The organism is Micromonospora sp. NPDC049257, from assembly GCF_040678915.1.
GTDB lineage: Bacteria > Actinomycetota > Actinomycetes > Mycobacteriales > Micromonosporaceae > Micromonospora > Micromonospora antibiotica.
Map to the genome: position 1 here is coordinate 170,444 of NZ_JBFAQU010000012.1, position 16,714 is coordinate 187,157.

At 72.8% G+C, this 16,714-nt stretch carries 16 protein-coding genes and 1 pseudogene; 10 read left to right on the top strand and 7 right to left on the bottom strand.

What is annotated here, in order from left to right:
- Window positions 1–3 precede the first annotated feature (3 nt).
- The 8 genes and pseudogenes from AB0K25_RS19430 (at window position 4) to AB0K25_RS19465 (ending at window position 7,163) form a co-directional block, all read left to right on the top strand.
- Entirely contained in the window at window positions 4–1,038 is a 1,035-nt protein-coding gene (locus AB0K25_RS19430) for a glycosyltransferase family 4 protein (RefSeq protein ID WP_219462605.1), read from the top strand.
- Window positions 1,035–2,012: a class I SAM-dependent methyltransferase gene (locus AB0K25_RS19435; protein ID WP_363821503.1), complete on the top strand. Its 978-nt coding sequence runs from the start codon at window positions 1,035–1,037 to the stop codon at window positions 2,010–2,012. Before AB0K25_RS19430 ends, AB0K25_RS19435 begins: the two co-directional genes overlap by 4 nt.
- A 135-nt stretch (window positions 2,013–2,147) precedes the next feature.
- Window positions 2,148–3,017 (top strand): annotated as a pseudogene (locus tag AB0K25_RS19440) (lysylphosphatidylglycerol synthase domain-containing protein); the annotation flags it as partial.
- 114 nt (window positions 3,018–3,131) lie between these two features.
- The gene (ribA, locus tag AB0K25_RS19445; RefSeq protein WP_363821505.1) at window positions 3,132–3,788 is read left to right on the top strand and encodes a GTP cyclohydrolase II; all 657 of its coding nucleotides are present in this window, start codon (window positions 3,132–3,134) and stop codon (window positions 3,786–3,788) included.
- A complete protein-coding gene (locus tag AB0K25_RS19450) occupies window positions 3,788–4,525 on the top strand; it encodes a dihydrofolate reductase family protein (RefSeq protein ID WP_219462611.1) in 738 nt (245 codons plus the stop codon). Before ribA ends, AB0K25_RS19450 begins: the two co-directional genes overlap by 1 nt.
- Window positions 4,526–4,624: 99 nt before the next feature.
- Window positions 4,625–5,368: a zf-HC2 domain-containing protein gene (locus AB0K25_RS19455; RefSeq protein WP_363821508.1), complete on the top strand. Its 744-nt coding sequence runs from the start codon at window positions 4,625–4,627 to the stop codon at window positions 5,366–5,368.
- A gap of 78 nt (window positions 5,369–5,446) precedes the next feature.
- Window positions 5,447–6,142: a response regulator transcription factor gene (locus AB0K25_RS19460; protein ID WP_208566612.1), complete on the top strand. Its 696-nt coding sequence runs from the start codon at window positions 5,447–5,449 to the stop codon at window positions 6,140–6,142.
- Window positions 6,135–7,163 (top strand): HAMP domain-containing sensor histidine kinase, encoded by a 1,029-nt coding sequence (locus AB0K25_RS19465; protein ID WP_219462615.1) that lies wholly within the window; start codon window positions 6,135–6,137, stop codon window positions 7,161–7,163. Before AB0K25_RS19460 ends, AB0K25_RS19465 begins: the two co-directional genes overlap by 8 nt.
- Before the next feature lie 59 nt (window positions 7,164–7,222).
- Here AB0K25_RS19465 and rfbA read toward each other — a convergent pair whose 3' ends face one another.
- Together rfbA and AB0K25_RS19475 are read right to left on the bottom strand one after the other, a co-directional pair.
- A complete protein-coding gene (rfbA, locus tag AB0K25_RS19470; protein ID WP_219462618.1) occupies window positions 7,223–8,098 on the bottom strand; it encodes a glucose-1-phosphate thymidylyltransferase RfbA in 876 nt (291 codons plus the stop codon).
- Window positions 8,099–8,142: 44 nt separating this feature from the next.
- Complete coding sequence (locus tag AB0K25_RS19475) at window positions 8,143–8,337, bottom strand: hypothetical protein (protein ID WP_219462621.1); 195 nt, start codon at window positions 8,335–8,337, stop codon at window positions 8,143–8,145.
- A 431-nt stretch (window positions 8,338–8,768) separates the two neighbouring features.
- On the opposite strand from AB0K25_RS19475, the gene AB0K25_RS19480 reads away from it, so the two are divergent.
- Entirely contained in the window at window positions 8,769–9,527 is a 759-nt protein-coding gene (locus AB0K25_RS19480) for an AraC family transcriptional regulator (RefSeq protein ID WP_208566617.1), read from the top strand.
- Between the two features lie 116 nt (window positions 9,528–9,643).
- Here the strand turns inward: AB0K25_RS19480 and AB0K25_RS19485 are convergent, their stop codons facing one another.
- Both AB0K25_RS19485 and AB0K25_RS19490 read right to left on the bottom strand, forming a co-directional pair.
- Entirely contained in the window at window positions 9,644–10,522 is an 879-nt protein-coding gene (locus tag AB0K25_RS19485; protein ID WP_244252125.1) for an enediyne biosynthesis protein, read from the bottom strand.
- A gap of 155 nt (window positions 10,523–10,677) precedes the next feature.
- Window positions 10,678–12,585: a CRTAC1 family protein gene (locus AB0K25_RS19490; RefSeq protein WP_219462625.1), complete on the bottom strand. Its 1,908-nt coding sequence runs from the start codon at window positions 12,583–12,585 to the stop codon at window positions 10,678–10,680.
- An 836-nt stretch (window positions 12,586–13,421) separates the two neighbouring features.
- Here AB0K25_RS19490 and AB0K25_RS19495 point away from each other — a divergent pair.
- Window positions 13,422–14,207: an AraC family transcriptional regulator gene (locus tag AB0K25_RS19495; protein WP_208566621.1), complete on the top strand. Its 786-nt coding sequence runs from the start codon at window positions 13,422–13,424 to the stop codon at window positions 14,205–14,207.
- A gap of 366 nt (window positions 14,208–14,573) precedes the next feature.
- Here AB0K25_RS19495 and AB0K25_RS19500 read toward each other — a convergent pair whose 3' ends face one another.
- The 3 genes from AB0K25_RS19500 to AB0K25_RS19510 all read right to left on the bottom strand — a co-directional run bounded on the left by AB0K25_RS19500 (window position 14,574) and on the right by AB0K25_RS19510 (window position 16,514).
- The gene (locus AB0K25_RS19500) at window positions 14,574–15,161 is read right to left on the bottom strand and encodes a copper resistance CopC family protein (protein WP_219462627.1); all 588 of its coding nucleotides are present in this window, start codon (window positions 15,159–15,161) and stop codon (window positions 14,574–14,576) included.
- Window positions 15,158–15,739 (bottom strand): hypothetical protein, encoded by a 582-nt coding sequence (locus tag AB0K25_RS19505; protein ID WP_208566623.1) that lies wholly within the window; start codon window positions 15,737–15,739, stop codon window positions 15,158–15,160. The genes AB0K25_RS19500 and AB0K25_RS19505 overlap by 4 nt, the downstream gene beginning before the upstream one ends.
- Window positions 15,740–15,878: 139 nt before the next feature.
- Window positions 15,879–16,514 carry a MerR family transcriptional regulator gene (locus tag AB0K25_RS19510; protein WP_219462629.1) on the bottom strand — a complete coding sequence of 212 codons (636 nt, stop codon included), beginning with the start codon at window positions 16,512–16,514 and terminating at the stop codon, window positions 15,879–15,881.
- Window positions 16,515–16,714: the final 200 nt, after the last annotated feature.

A 16,714-nucleotide genomic window follows, 5' to 3' on the forward strand; every position in this document is an offset into this window, starting at 1 on the left:
CCCGTGCCGGCGGTGCACGTCGTCCTGCCCGGCGACATCGACGATCCGGCCACCCCCAGCGGCGGCAACGCCTACGACCGGCGGGTCTGCGCCGGGCTCGCGGCGACCGGGTGGACGGTGCGCGAGCACGGGGTGCCCGGGGCGTGGCCGCACCCCGACGAGGCGGCGCGGGCCCGGCTGGCCGGGGTGCTCGCGGCCCTGCCGGAGGGCACGACGGTGCTCTACGACGGGTTGGTCGCCTCGGCCGTGCCGGAGCTGCTGGCGGCGCAGGCCGGCCGGCTGCGTCAGGTGGTGCTGGTGCACATGCCGCTCGGTGACGACGCCGAGGCGCGCGGGCTGCCGCACGCCGACGCGCTCGTCACCACCAGTGGCTGGACCCGGGAGCTGCTGCTGGCCCGGCACCGGATCGACCCGGACCGGGTGACGGTGGCCGTTCCCGGTGTCGACCCGGCGGACGTCGCCGCCGGCACGGCCACCGGCACGGCGCTGCTCTGCGTCGCGGCGGTCACCCCGGTCAAGGGGCACGACGTGCTGGTCGACGCTGTGACCGGGCTAGCCGGCCGGCCATGGACCCTGGACTGCGTCGGCGCGCTGGACCGCGATCCGGCCTTCGTGGCGGCGCTGCGGCAGCGGGTCGACCGGGGCGGGCTGGCCGGGCGGGTGCGCTGGCACGGTCCGCTGACCGGGCCGGCGTTGGCGGCGGCGTACGCGGGGGCGGATCTGCTGGTCCTGCCGTCGCGGGCCGAGACGTACGGGATGGTGGTGGTCGAGGCCCTGGCCCGGGGGCTGCCGGTGCTGGGCACCACCGCCGGTGGGGTTCCCGAGGCGCTGGGCCGGGCCGGCGACGGCACCCCGCCCGGGATGCTGGTGCCCCCGGACGACCCGGTGGCCCTGGCCGGCGCCCTGCGGCGCTGGCTGCACTCGGCCGACCTGCGGGACCGCCTCCGCCGGGCGGCCCGGGACCGGCGGGTCGACCTGCCCGGCTGGCCGGCCACCACGACCGTGATCTCCCAGGTGCTGGACGGAGTGAGGACATGACCGCGTACGCCACCGAACCGTTCGCCGACTGGCTGCGGCTGCGGGAGCCCGCCGACGCCGAGGCCCGCAGCGGGGAGCTGGTCGACCTGCTCCGCGCCCGGCTCACCGGCACCGGCACGGCGGGTGCCGGTGGTTCCGGCATGCCGACGACCGCCACCGGTGGCCCGGGTGCGGCAACCGGCGGTGCGGCGGACCTGTCGCCGGCCGGTGAGGGGGGACCCGGGATGCAGGTGACCGGGGTCGGTTCCGTCACGTCGCTGCGCGGGGACCGCCCGTGGGTGGTGCACGACCTGGGCAGCGGGACCGGTTCGATGCTGCGCTGGCTGGCCCCGTTGCTGCCCGGCCCGCAGCGCTGGGTGCTGCACGACCGGGACCCGGGGTTGCTGGAGCGGGCCGGCGCGGCGGTGCCGGTCGCCGCCGACGGCAGTCCGGTCGAGGTGACCACCCGGCAGGGCGACCTCACCCGGTTGACCGCCGCCGACCTCGCCGACGCCGACCTGGTCACCGCGTCGGCGCTGCTGGACATGTTCAGCGCCGACGAGATCGGCCGGGTGGTGGGCGCCTGCGCGGGCGTCGGCTGCCCGAGCCTGTTCGTGCTCTCCGTGGTCGGTCGGGTGGCGTTCGACCCGGCCGACCCGCTGGACGCCGAGATCGCCGCCGCCTTCGACGCCCACCAGCGGCGTACCGTCGACGGCCGGGACCTGCTCGGGCCGGACGCCGCGGCGGCGACCGTCGCGGAGTTCGGCCGGCACGGGCTACCGGTGACCGTGCGGCCGAGCCCGTGGCGGCTCGGGCCGGACCGGGCAAAGCTGCTCGTCGAGTGGTTCGACGGCTGGCTCGACGCGGCGCTCGCGCAGCAGCCCGAGCTGGCCGACCGGACCGCCGACTACGTCCGGTGGCGACGGGCCGAGGCGCTGGCCGGTCGACTCACCGTCACCGTCGGCCACGACGACCTGCTCGCCGGGGTGGAATGAACCGGTTCGCCGGCCGGTACGTGAGAAAGGACAAGATCCCCGAGGAGGAACCGCGTGTCACCGGACCCCACCGGCACAGCTGTCGCCCGTACCCCGTCCTCCCCCGCGGCCCGGGGCTCCTCGGCCTGGGCCTGGCTGAGCAACCTCGCCGGGGTGGGCCTGGTGGGGGCGCTACTGTGGTGGTTGGGCACCGGCCCGGCGCTGGCCGGGCTGCGGCGGATCGACACCCCGGCGGTGCTGACCGCGCTGGCGTTGGGCGCGCTGGCCACGGTCGGCTGCGCGTGGCGGTGGCGGCTGGTCGCCGAGGCGCTCGGCATCCGGCTGCCGCTGGGCACGGCGGTGGCCGACTGCTACCGGGCGGTCTTCCTCAACGCGACACTGCCCGGCGGGGTGCTCGGCGACGTGCACCGGGCGGTCCGCCACGGCCGGGAGGCCGGTGACCTGGGTCGGGCCGTGCGGGCGGTGGTCTGGGAGCGGACCGCCGGGCAGGTGGTCCAGGTGGTGCTCGCGGTGGTGCTGCTGCTGGCCCTGCCGTCGCCGGTGCGGCCGTACCTGCCGATGGTGACGGGGGTGGCGGTCGCGGTGGGCCTGGTGCTGGTGGTGCTGGTCCGGGCGCTGCCCCGGTCGGGGCCGTCACGGCGGGCCCGCGCGGTGCGCGCCGTCGTCGCCGACGTGCGGGCCGGGCTGCTGGGTCGGCGCACCGGGCCGGGGGTGCTGCTGGCCTCGACCGTGGTGGTCGGCTGCCACCTGGCGACGTTCGTGCTGGCGGGCCGGGTGGCCGGGGTCACCGCGCCGCTGTCGGTGCTGGTGCCGCTGACGCTGCTCGCGCTGCTGGCGATGGGGCTGCCCGCCAACATGGCGGGCTTCGGGCCGCGCGAGGGCATGGCCGCCTGGGCGTTCGGGGCAGCCGGCCTCGGTGCCGCCGAGGGGGTGGCGACCGCCCTGGTGTACGGGGCGCTGGTGCTGGTGGCAGCCCTGCCGGGCGCCGCCGTGCTGGTGCTGCGGGGTCGCCCGTCCGCGCTGCGGGAACGACGGGGTGACCGTACGGTGGGAACTCAGGGTGGTTCCTCACCGGTACCCGCTGCCGGGCTGGCCGGCAGCGCCTGACAGAGGAGACACATGTACGACGCACTGCCGGCCGCGACGGTCCGGACACAGGTCACGGTCCCCCTGCGGTTCTCCGACGGGTTCGCCACCACCGCCCGGGTCTTCTCGTTCGACGGGCTGGTGGACGGCCGGGAGCACCTGGCGTTCGGGCTGGGCGACTGGTCGGGCGCGCTGCGCAGGCACGCGGCGGGCGGGGCGGCGCCGCTGGTCCGCCCGCACAGTGAGTGCCTGACCGGGGACGTCTTCGGCAGCCAGCGCTGCGACTGCGGTCCGCAGCTGCGCGAGGCGGTGCAGCGGATCGCCGAGGCGGGCGGTTTCCTGCTCTACCTGCGTCAGGAGGGACGCGGCATCGGCCTCTACCCGAAGCTGGACGCGTACGCCCTGCAGGACGCCGGGTTGGACACCTACGAGGCGAACGTGGCGCTCGGGCACGACGAGGACGAACGGGACTACCGGGCCGCCGCGCAGATGCTGGCGGTGCTCGGTGTGCCGGAGCTGGTGCTGCTGAGCAGCAACCCGGACAAGGCCGAACAGCTGGCCCGGCTGGGCGTGGCGGTGGCCGATGTGGTGCCGACCGGGGTGTTCCTGTCCCCCGCCAACGCCGACTACCTGGCGGCCAAGGCGAGCCGGGCCGCGGCCCGGGCCGTCGACCTGCCGTCGTTGAACTGATGGGTGTCGTACCGGCGGGGACGGCGACCACCGCCGTGCCGGCGTCGACCGGGCGGCCGTACGTGCTGCTCAGCTGCGCCACGTCGATCGACGGTTACATCGACGACGCCACCGAGCAGCGGCTGCTGCTGTCCAACGCGGAGGACATGGACCGCATCGACGCCGTCCGGGCCGGTTGCGACGCCATCCTGGTCGGCGCGGGCACGATCCGGGCGGACGACCCCCGGCTGGTGGTCCGCTCGGCGCGGCTGCGGGCCGCCCGGCAGGCCGCCGGCCTGTCGCCGTCACCGGTGAAGGTGACCATGACCGCCCGGGGGTTGCTGGACCCGGCGGCCCGGTTCTTCACCGTCGGTGACGCCGAGAAGATCGTCTACTGCGCGGGGCCGGCGGTGGACAAGACCACCGAGCTGCTCGCCGGGGCGGCCACCGTGGTCGACGCGGGTGACCCGCTGGACCCGGCCCGGGCCCTGGCGGACCTGGCCGGCCGGGGGGTGCAGCGGCTGATGGTGGAGGGCGGCGCGACGGTGCACGCCCAGTTCCTCACCGCCGGGCTCGCCGACGAGCTGCACCTGGTGGTCGCCCCGTTCTTCGTCGGCGACCGACGGGCCCCCCGGTTCGTCGGCGACGGTGCGTTCCCGTGGCACCCGGGTCGCCGGGCCCGGGTCGCCGAGGTACGCCAGATCGGCGACGTGGTGCTGGTCCGCTACGCCCTCTCGGAGCGCTGCGCCGACGGGTGAACCGGCGGACGGGTCCGGTCCGTACCATGCGGACGAGGGGACCGTCCGGTTCACTACGCTGCGTGGTAGCGGCCGACGGTACGGACGAGGAGTGGCGGGATGAGCGACCGGTGCGCGTCCTGGCGGGAGATCCTGTCGGCCCAGCTCGACGGGGAGGAGACCGCCGAGGAGCGGGGCGCGGTCCAGGCGCACCTCGACGGTTGCCCGGACTGCCGCGCCTGGCACGAGGTCGCCGCCATGGTGACCCGGCGGGCGCGTACCCGGGTGGTGGCGGCGGTGCCCGACCTGACCGAGTCGATCCTCGCCGCCGTGCCGCCACCGGGGCGACGACGGTTCGAGCGGTGGCGTGGCGGGTCGACCGCCGGCCTGCGGGTCGCCCTGGGGCTGCTCGGCGCGGTCCAGCTCGCCCTCGGGCTGGCCCAGGTGGGCCAGGGCGTCAACGCCGAGCACCTGCACCCGACCGGGCAGCACCTGTGGCACGAGTCGGCGGCGTGGAACGTCGCGGTGGGCGCCGGTTTCCTGTTCGTCGCGCTGCGCCGTACCCCGCCGGCCGGGTTGCTGCCGATGCTGAGCGCCTTCGTCGCGACCCTGGTCCTGCTGTCGGTCAACGACCTGGTCACCGCGCAGGTGGCGGTGCCCCGGCTGGTCAGCCACGGGTTCCTGGTCGGCGGTTACCTGATCACGGTGCTGTTGTTCCGGCTCGGTCCGCGTCCGAGCGGCCCACCGCAGGGACGACGGGCCGGCCGGTCCCGGTGGCGGCTGCGTCTCGACGAGCTGGACGAGCCCGGCCGGGCCGTGGTGCAGCCGTACGGCGCGCAGGCCCGGGACCGCCGGGCGGCCTGAGCGGCGCACCGTAATCAGCTGGCAAGGTTCGGCGGCCCGTCGCGCCGTTACGCTGGCCGGCACGAGAGGGAGGTGCCGGTGGCGCAACGGGTGCTGGTGGTCGACGACGACCGGACGGTCAGCGACGTGGTGTGCCGCTATCTGGAGCACGCCGGCTACCAGGTGGACCACGTGGGGGACGGGGCTGCCGCGCTCGCCGCGGTGGCTGCCTCGCCTCCGCAGCTGGTCGTCCTGGACGTGATGCTGCCGGTGCTGGACGGGTTGGAGGTGTGCCGTCGGTTGCGGCAGCGCCCGGACGGCGTACCCATCGTGATGTTGACGGCCCGGGGTGACGAGGCGGACCGGATCCTCGGCCTGCAACTGGGTGCGGACGACTACCTGAGCAAGCCGTTCTCCCCCCGGGAGCTGGTGCTGCGGGTCCGTTCGGTGCTGCGCCGGGCCGGCGGTGAGCCGGTCACGGCGACGGCGCAGGTGCTCACCGACGGCGGGTTGAGCGTGCTGACCGGTCCCCGGGTGGCCCGGTTGCACGGTCGCGACCTGGCGTTGACCCTGCGCGAGTTCGACCTGCTCGCCCACCTGATGGGGCATCCCGCCCGGGCGCTGTCGCGCGCTGAGCTGCTGGAACGGGTCTGGGGGTGGCGGTTCGGCGACCAGTCCACGGTGACCGTGCACGTCCGCCGGCTGCGGGAGAAGATCGAGGACGACCCGGCCAACCCGCGCCGCATCGTCACGGTCTGGGGTGTGGGTTACCGGTACGAGCCGGCCGATGACTGACCTGGCGTTGATCTTCGGGGCGGCGCTGGCCGCGGCCGGCGGGGTGGGGCTGCTCGGCGCGGGGATGCTGCGGCTGCTACGCGGCCGGTCCATCACCGTGCACGTCACGGTGCTGCTGGCGATGACGGTGAGCGCCGTGGTGGCCGGGGTCGCGGTGATCGCCGAGGCGATGTTCCTCTCCCCGCACGACCTGGAGGTGGTGCTGATCACCGTCTCGGCGGCGGCGCTGGTCAGCCTCGCGGTGGGTTGGCTGTTCGCCCGCCGGCTCGCCACCGCGGCGGTCTGGGCCGACCAGGCGCGGGCCCGGGAGCGGCGGATCGAGAAGGGCCGCCGGGACCTGGTCGCCTGGGTGTCGCACGACCTGCGGACCCCGCTGGCCGGGTTACGGGCGATGGCGGAGGCGCTGGAGGACCGGGTGGTCGCCGACCCGGTGACGGTCGACGAGTACCACCGCCGGATCCGGGTGGAGACCGACCGGATGACCCGGCTGGTCGACGACCTGTTCGAGCTGTCCCGGATCAACGCCGGGGCGTTGCGGCTGTCACTGTCGGCGGTGCCGCTGGGTGACGTGGTCTCCGACGCCCTGGCCGGGACCGCGCCGCTGGCCGCCGCGCGCCGCATCCGGCTGCTGTCCGCCGAGTCGGGCTGGCCCACGGTGACCGCCAGCGAGCGCGAGCTGAGCCGGGTGGTGGGCAACCTGCTGCTCAACGCGGTGCGCTACACGCCGGCCGACGGCACCGTCCGGGTCGACGCCGGGCGCGACGGCGACGTCGCCTGGCTGGCCGTCGCCGACACCTGCGGCGGCATTCCCGAGGCCGACCTGCCCCGGTTGTTCGACGTGGCGTTCCGGGGCGAGCCGGCCCGCACCCCGCACGCGGGCAACGGCCCGATGGCGGGTTCCGGCGGGTTGGGGCTGGCCATCGTGCGCGGCCTGGTCGAGGCGCACGGCGGCCGGGTGGACGTGCACAACGTCGCCGAGGGCTGCCGGTTCGTCGTCCGGCTGCCGTTGGCCACCGGCTGACGGCGGCGGGCGGCGGGCCTGCGGCGCGACGCCGGACCGCACGGGCGGCACCGCACGGGTCAGGCGCCGAACTCCTCGGCGATGTCCATCACGTAGCGGCCGTAGTCGGAGCCGGCCATGGCGGCGCCGAGCCGGTGGCAGGCCGCCGCGTCGATGTAGCCCATCCGCAGCGCCGTCTCCTCCAGGCAGGCGATCCGGACGCCCTGGCGTTCCTGCATGGTCTGCACGTAGACGCTGGCCTGTAGCAGTGACTCCGGGGTGCCGGTGTCCAGCCAGGCGAAGCCGCGCCCGAGGTCGACCAGGCGGGCCCGACCCCGGTCGACGTACACCCGGTTGACGTCGGTGATCTCCAGTTCTCCCCGGCGGGACGGCCTGATGTTCTTGGCGATGTCGACGACCTCGTGGTCGTAGAGGTACAGGCCGGTGATGGCGCGGTTGGAGTGCGGTTGGGACGGTTTCTCCTGGATGTCGCGCAGGGTGCCGTCGGGGCCGGTGACGCCGACGCCGTAGCGCTGCGGGTCGTGGACCGGGTAGCCGAACAGGGTGCAGCCGCTGACCGCGGCGGTCTCCTCGCGCAGCAGCCGGGAGAACGCGGTGCCGTGGAAGATGTTGTCGCCCAGGATCAGCGCGCTGGGGTGGCCTGCGACGTGGTCCGCCCCGATCAGGAACGCCTCGGCGATGCCGCGTGGCTCGGGTTGCGCGGCGTAGGAGATGGCCAGGCCGAGCCGGGAGCCGTCGCCGAGCAGCAGCCGGAACTGCGGCAGGTCGGCCGGCTTGGCGATGACCAGGATGTCCCGGACGCCGGCCAGCATGAGCACCGACAGCGGGTAGTAGATCATGGGCTTGTCACCGACGGGCAGGAGCTGCTTGGACACCGGCACGGTCATCGGGTAGAGCCGGGTGCCCGACCCTCCGGCCAGGACGATTCCCTTCACGGTCCTTCTCCCTCCAGCGGCCGGCGCGGACGTGGTGGTCCGGTTCAGTCGAGACCGCGGATCAGGTGCGGCTCGGTCTCCGGGTCGGCCCAGTCGCACTGCCCACGCCGGTTCGCCCGCGCCCAGGCGTCCAGGGCGGAGGGCGTCCGGTGCGCCCCGTCCGCTGCGGCGGTACGGGGTCGGCCGGGCCGGGGGCGGGCCTCGTCGTCGTCGGCGTTGTCGGTCCTCACGTTGCCCATTTGCGGACGCCTCTCATCGTGACGCCGGCACCGGGTCCGGCGCACCTTCCTCGTTGCCCAGGTCAACGGTCGAATCGCCGGATGGCGACGGGCGATCCGCCCGCAGCGCTTTTCCGACATCAATCATTGAGCCGGGCGCATCGGGCCATGACGGCAATCATCACCGGATAGACAGGGGGTACGCATCCGGAAAAGACACCTGTTAGTGCCATTCGGATTTCGCGCCGTTGACCATGCTCAGAGGGTGCCCTAGCATTGAGGTCAGCTGATTCGACAAAACCGACAAAACCCTTTTGTCGGCGTCAACCGCCATTTGCCGATTCCGCCCCGGGGGACGTCGCGGAACCGGAACGACGCTGCATCGTCGCAGCTCAGCCAGACGATCCACGTCGTACAGACCAGCACCCACCATTACGCTCGCCGGGGGCACGATGGAAGACCACAGCAGCAGGGCGGTCCGGCGGGTCATCGCCGAAATGCACCAGAATCTGGGGAAGCAATTCAGCGTGGACGAGATGGCGCGAACCGCCCTGCTGAGCAAGTACCACTTCTGCCGGGTGTTCCACAGGGTAACCGGAGTGTCACCCGGGCGCTTTCTGTCGGCGATCCGATTCCAGCGGGCCAAACACCTGCTGCTGGCCACCTCGTGGAGTGTCACCGACATCAGCCACCAGGTCGGTTACACCAGTGTCGGCACGTTCAGCGCGCGGTTCAGCAGCAGCGTCGGTCTGCCCCCCTCCAGCTTCCGCCGGCTCGGCCGCGCCCTCGGCCGGGAGTTGCCCTACCGGCCGCCGTGCCCGATCCGCCCCGACCCGGCCGACGCCACCGGCCCGACCGTGCGGGGACAGATCAGGACGCTTCCCGGCGAGGCGCCCGACTGGATCTTCGTGGGGCTGTTCCCGGAGCGGATCCAGCAGGGAAAGCCGGTCAGCTCCACGGTCCTGCCCGGCCCCGGCGCGTACCTGCTGGGCCCGGTGCCGCCGGGCACCTGGTTCGTCCTGGCCCACGCGGTGCACCGCCGCCGGTCGACCACCGGGGTGCGACCGCTGCTGGTCGGCCACCACGGGCCGGTGACGGTCGGCTGCCCGTCCCGGTCGATCCGGGCCGACCTCACCCTGCGCCCCATGCGCACCTTCGATCCGCCCGTGGTGCACGCGGCCGGCCTGCCGCCGCTGCTGCGCACCGGCTGACCGGGCGGCACACCGGGCTCCCCCGCCCCGGCCGGCAGCCGGTCGCGGCGATCCGTCCCGCCGGGACGGACGTGGGGCCGCCCCGGCGGGACGGCCCCACGTCGTCACGGACCGGATCAGCGAACCAGCGCCGGCGCCGCCGGACTGACCGGCACCGACCCCCGAGCGCGCTCGCGACTGCGGTCACGCCACCAGATGCCCCACCACATCAGGCCACGGACGGCACAGACGATGGTGACGGCGAAGAAGAGGGTGTAGACCACGTTGAACGCGACCAGCACCCCGTAGACCCCGGCCACCGCGGAGCCGAACATGAACTGGTTGCGGCCCCGCGACGGCGTCGTACCCGGGTCGGTGATCATGTAGTTGGTGAACAGGACGAAGGCCACCCCGGTCATCGGCACCAGCGCGGCCCAGATCGCCACGTCCAGCACCAACGCCCGGACCACCGCCTGGATGACGAAACCGCCGAGCCAACCGACGATCAGCAGCACCTTGCGGGTGAGCATGGCGTTGAGCACCGTACCGGCGGTGATGATGACCAGCGGGACCATGATGCTGATCGCGTCCGGCACGTTCTCGGTGAACTGGTAGGGCGGCGCGATGTTGACCCAGGAGAAGGCCAGCAGCGTCACCGTGATCCCGAAGTTCGACGGGTTCATGAAGTGCCGCATCCGCCCGTTGACCGGCGCCCGCAGGGCGGTCTTCGCCCCGATCGCGACGACCACGGCGAACGCCACCGGCCAGAACCGGTCGTTGGCGTAGAGCAGCATGTTCGCCGCCAGCGCGGTGATGTGGGTGGGCAGCAGGAAGGTGTACATCCCCCACACCCCGTTGCCGCTGAAGGCGGGTCGCCGCTTGCCGGCCCACGCCGACACCATCTCGATCCCGATCTCGGCGGTGTAACCCACCAGCAGGGCGAAGAACGGCCAGGTCCACGGCTGCTCGAAACCGAGCAGGGTGTAGCCGATGATGTTGAAGATCGACATCGACATGGCGAAGTTGCGCAGCGCCAGATAGCGCGGGTCCTTGCCGTCCACCCGGGGCACCGCCGGTCGGGCCGTGGGCGGGGTCGCCGCATCGACGGGCCGGACCCCGCCCGGGACCGTACGCACCGCGGCGTCGGTCACGCCTTCCTGTCTGACGTCAGTCATCGGGTGATCTCCTGGGCGTCGGCGGTCAGCATCAGGTCGTGCCAACCGGAGGTGAGCGAGAGGGTCTGCTTGTGGGTCGCGCCGGTCAGGTCACGCCAGCACACCTCGGCCGACACCGGGCGGTCCCCGGCGGAGCCCAGCCCGAAGAAGACGTCGAAGCTGCGCTTGCCCGAGTGCCCGCCGCCGCCGTCGAGCTGGGCGACCTGGGTGAGCCCGTCGGCGGTACGGATCTTGACCTGGGCGCCGTAGGCCGGCGTCCGGGCGTCGGCCGGGCCACCCACCGTCGGCCGGTGCAGGCGCAGACCGAGGAAGCCACCCGGGGACGCGGCGGTGTTGCGGTAGAACGCCGGCGGACCCCACTGGCGGGCCACGGCGAAGTCCTGCACCCCGTCGGCGTTGGTGTCGGCCACCGCCACGCCCCGGGTCGGGATGGGCACGTCGAGGCCAAGCTCGGCGTTGAGGTTGACGAACGTCTTGCCCTGCCGCACCCAGAACGCCAGCTTGTCGTTACCGGCGATGTCGTCGCCCGGCTCCGCCTTCGGCCACATCGCCGGGTTGCGCAGCATCAGGTCGTTGGACATCGCCAACTCCTGGAGCCAGGCCCACCGGCTGGTGGTGCCCTTGATGAACCCGTCGGCCTGCACCACCTCCAGCGAACCGTTGTTGTCGAAGTCGGCCATCTTGGCGTCCCAGCCCCAGCCGGTCCAGGCCATGTTCAGTTTGGACGCCTTGTTGTCGTACGGCGCCACCCCGCGGGTGAGCTTGGCCCGCGCGTCCTGCGGACTGCCGGCGTTGTTCATCCAGACGAAGTTGCTCTCCTCCAGCCCCCAGGAGCTGGTGATGTTGCTGACGAACATGTCGAACCTGCCCCGGTTGTCGAGGTCACCGAAGTCGATCGACATGCCCTTGAAGGAGTCCTGACCGAGCACCATCGACTTCGGGGTGAACGCGCCCCGCCGGCCCTGCGTCTGGGCGAACCTGATCCGGCCCGGGGTCGAGACGTTGTGCAGCAGGTGGTCGTGGCCGAAGTCGTTGGCCAGGTACAGCTCGGGCAGCAGGTCACCGTCGATGTCGGCCGACGCCGCGCCGAGGGTCCAGCCGGTGGAGACCGGGCCGGGGACCGCCTTCTGCTCGACGTACCGCACCGAGGGCTGGTCACCACCGGTGGCCGCGTCCCAGCGCAGCACGTGCGCCCCGCCGGAGTTGCGGGCGTGCGACATGGAGGCGTTCATCTGGACGTTGGGCTGCCCGTCCGGATCGAGCACCTGGGTGTCGGGGAAGTAGTTGAACACGCCGATGTCCGGCCGACCGTCGCCGTCGAAGTCGGCGACCGCCACCGCGTTGGTGTTCCACAGTGCACCCTGGTAGCGGTTGGCCGGACCGGGCTGGGTGGGAATCAGCTCGGTCGGCGCGTAGCTGCCCAGGCGCAGGTCGGTGGCGGCGGCCCGGTGCAGGAAGAGCACCGGCGTCCGACCCCAGTAGTAGACCAGCAGGTCGGTGCGGCCGTCGAGGTTGTAGTCGCCGGGCACACAGCCCATCGGAGCCATGGTGGTGTCGGTGGGCAGGGGCCGGGGATCGAGGACGAAGGGCTGGTAGCGGGCTCCGCTGTCCGGTGCCGGAGTCACCACGGCCGTGTCGCTACGGGTGTCGACCAGGCAGAGGTCGTCGGCCACCCCGTTACCGTCCAGGTCGTTGAGGGCGATCGCGGCCCCGACCGAGGACACCCAGGACTTGATGTGCTCGTACTCCGGATTGACCTCGCGGACCTGGCGGGCGGCGGGTGCGGGTGGCAGCGCGATCGGCAGCTCGGCGAACTGGAACCGTGCGGCCAGCTCCGACCGCTCGGCAGCGGACGCCGCAGGGCGCTGTGCCACGACGAAGAGAATGCTCAGCAGAACGAGCACAAAGGCTGCGGGAGTTGCGCGGCGAAGGAAGCCGGCAGATTGAGACGGCAACAGTCCCCCTACGTTTTAGTGGGCGCGTCGTTCGCCCGTTGACTGGTCACTCGGAAGTGCCACCGACCGGGGCGGGGATACTGATGATTACCACCCTCCGCGGCGGGGTGAATAACCAACGGATTAACCGCCCATCAGATGACTGGAGCCCTTTCGGGGGCCACGAACATCGTCAGCCAGAAGACCAATGGAGTCTTCTCAGAGCGTGCTCTCCCGCCGGCACGGACCGGACGAGCGGGGCTCGGTCGTGCCATCACAGCGAGTCTCTCGCCGATCGCGATGCGTCAAAGTTCTCTGACTTTGCTCTCCTGAACGCCCGCTTGACCGCGATGCGGCTGCCTCGATACACCCCGAAATATGGCTATTGCCGGTTTAATGCCTGCCGATTGGGAGCGCCTCCAGCCCACCCAGCAGATCGGACGAATCATCTCGCACCGCCCCCGGCCCGCCCGGTACACCCAACCCAACAATGGCCGTACGCTGCGCGGACGACATCGGGGGCGGTCGGACGGATAGCGAGGATCTCCGCTGGCAAATACGGCCGGGATCGATAGCATGGCTATCCATACCGCCGGCATCGGCGCTCATTGCCGCCTATCTTTGGTCGCGCTAGCATCAACACGGCCCCGACGGCCAAGGCAATTTCGACGGCCGCATCCGCGTTTATGCATTGATCGAGATTTAACGCTCCGTCAATCAGCCGGCATAGACACCGTAGGCACGCAGTCGCCACAACTGTGCCCGGGGATGCCACCGACCGACGAATCGAACACCTGGGGGAGACCGTGGAAGACGTCATTGAACGGGCGGTGGAGCGGGCCATCGTCACGATGCGGGACAACATCGCCGAGCCGCTCACCATCGACGACATGGCCCGTGCCGCAATGTTCAGCAAGTTCCACTTCTCAAGGATCTTCCGCCGGGTCACCGGCGTCTCGCCCGGACGCTTCCTCTCCGCCATCCGCCTCCAGGAGGCGAAGCACCTGCTCGTCTCCACCACCCTGAACGTCGCCGACATCAGCCTGCGGGTCGGCTACAACAGTGTCGGCACCTTCAGCTCACGTTTCACCCGCAGCGTCGGCATGTCCCCCACCGCCTACCGGCGCTACCGGGGCTTCAGCACGCGCATTCCGCAGGACGAGACCAGGGGCGGCTCGGCCGGACGCACCTCGACGGTACGGGGGACCGTCACCGGACCGGACGACGAGGACCTCGGTTTCGTCTTCGTCGGGCTCTTCCCCGACCCGCTGCCCGAGGGCCGACCCGTCCGCTGTGCGGTGCTCAACGGCGCGGGCGCGTTCGAGCTGGAGACGGTCCCCGAGGGACACTGGTACCTGCTCGTCCAGTCGGTACGCACCGACGGCTCCCCCACGGACGCCCACGACCTGGACCCCGAGGACATCTTCGTCGGCTCGCACGGACCGATCATCGTCCGGCGTGACCAGGCCGTACCCCCGATCGAGATGGGCCTCAAGCCGGCCCGGTCCATCGACCCGCCGGTGCTGCTCGCCCTGCTCGACATCCGCCGGATGGCGCTGGACCAGGTCGGCTACCGGGTCGAAGCGGCCTGACGGCGGGTCGGACCGCGAACCGACCGGAGCCAGCGGCGCATCCCACGAAAGGTGGGATGCGCCGCATCGCCGTGTCAGCCGGTCGAACCGGGCCGAGTCGGGCCAGACCGGGCGCCGCCGCACAGGCCGGGCCCCGCCGCACAGGCCGGGCCCCGCCGCACAGGCCGGGCCCCGCCGGACGGGTCACGGTCGGCCGGGCACGGCCCGGCGGTTCGACCCCGGTCGCGCCGGGCCGGGACCACGGGCGGTCGAGGTGACCACCGGCCGGCCGGACCACACGCGCCGGACCACAGGGGTTCGAGGGGCCCGCACGGTGGACCACCCGACGCCCGGGACCACCAGCGGGCCCGGACGCCAGGCGGCGGATCAGCGGTCCTGGGGCTCCTCCGGATCGGACGCGACCCGGGGCCGGCGCAGCAGGAGCACCGACAGCGCGATCAGCAGCACCAGGTCCAGCACCAGCAGCAGACCGTCCAGGGGGTCGGTGCCGACGTGCTGGTGTCCGGTCTCGGGCACGACGGCGGCCGGCGGCAGCAGCGTTGCGGCGCCGACGGCGAACACGCTGCGCCCGGTGCTCTGCCGGCCGTCGGTGAGCCACACGTGGTAGGCGACGGTGTAGCTGCCCTGCGGCAGGGCCGGCACCGACACCACCAGGTCGCTGCCGTCGCGGCGGGAGGCACCGGTGGGCACCTGCGGGCCGTCCGCCGGCGTCAACGACACGTGCGCCTCGTTCGGATCCGGAGTTCCCGCCAGGCGCAGCCGCACCTCGGTCGGCCCGGTGGGCAACCGGCTGCCGTCCGCAGGCACCACGACGGCGGCGACCGTCTCGGCCGGTCCCGGCGGGTTCGGCGAACGCAGCCACAGCGCGGTCACCACGGTCACCAGCACCACGGCGACGGCCGCCGCGCGCGGCCCGAAGCCACGGCGGCGGCCGTCCTGTCCGGCGGCGGTCATGCCGGCGTGAGCGCCCTGACCGAGCGGGGGGCGCAGGTGCAGGCCATCGTCGCCTGCTCGGCGGGGGTGGGTCGCAGGTGCAGGTACATCGCCACCACCATCGGCAGGAAGACGATCGTGTTGTAGAACAGGTGCAGCTCCACCCGGGCAAAGACCAGCTGCAGCACGCTGGTCGGCACGGGACGGTCGAACAGGAAGTGCCCCGTCTGCGCCTGGAGCAGCAGCAACAGGTGCTCGATGTGGTGCCAGAACTGGATGGCCAGCGCCACCGTCCACCAGGTACGCGCACGACCGACGAAACCGGGGCGCAGCAGGGCCAGCCCGATGAGCATCACGATGGCGTACCCGTAGTGCAGCCACTCCGAGGTGACCAGCCACGGCACGGCCAGCCCGAGGACGCCCCGGGACTGCGGCACCGGCCAGCCCAGCACCCAGATCTGGAACGCCTGGACGAGGTGCTCGGCCCAGTGCGCCAGCACCACGACCATGTACAGGTTCAGCGCCGTGCGGTGGTAGGGGCCGTTGAGCCGGCCGAGCGGGCCCGATCGGGAAGGGCGGGGTACGGCTTGGTTGGACATGTCGGGTGGTCTCCCCCTCGGTCGACGGACACCGGCACCGCAGCGGGCCGGGGGACGGCAGCACGCCGCCTCTTCAGGCTGGGGCCCGGGTGACCCACTGTCGTCTTCCAGCGTGCCGACATTCCATGGTGGTGGCCGCTCAGGCACCCGCCACCCGGTCGGCGGAGGTCGCGCAGCAGTGGGCCAGGTGGCTCTCCTGCGCCATCCGGCGCATCGCCTCGAAGGCCACCTCGGACAGCACGTTCCAGACCGCCATGGCGGTGGCGGAGTGCGCCGACTCGTGCCCGAACTCGTGCGTCACGATCCGCGCCGCGCTCTCGGCGTGCTCACTGAACACGTCGATGTCGCAGTTGGCGTCGAGCCGCTGCAACGCGGTCAGCACATGGGCGAGGGTGTCCCGACCGGGTGAGGCGGCGTCGACCTCCCAGCCGAGGCGGTCGATGAAGTCGTCGACCTGGACCCGGGCCGGGCCGACGTCCGGGGCGTCCTCCTCGGGCTGGTCCGGGAAGAGCGCCCAGATCGTGGCCCGGCACTGGGCGCCCAGCGAGAGCCCCTTGTCGTCGAGGGCGGCCAGCACCCGACGGACCGAGGACAGACTCAGCCGCCCGATGCCGGCCAGCACCCGGATCAGTTGGAGCCGGGCGAGGTGCTCCTCGCCGTACTCCGCCTGGTTACGCGCGGTGGGTCGGCCCGGTGGGAGCAGCCGCTCCCGGATGTAGAACTTGATCGTCGGAAGTGGAACACCACTGATCCTGGCCAGATCTGAGATGCGCATCCGTCCCCCCAGGGTCCCGGTGACCACCGCCGGACGCCGCCAGCGGCGGGACTGCGCCGCCCGGCAGCGGCCGGTCCGAACGTATCGGCGGTGACGCCGCCGCGGACAGCGGGCGCCGGACAGCACGGCGGGTGACGGCCGTCGGCGCGTTCGCGATGACGGCGGTGCAGCCGCCCGTCGGTGCGACGGCGGCTCCTGGG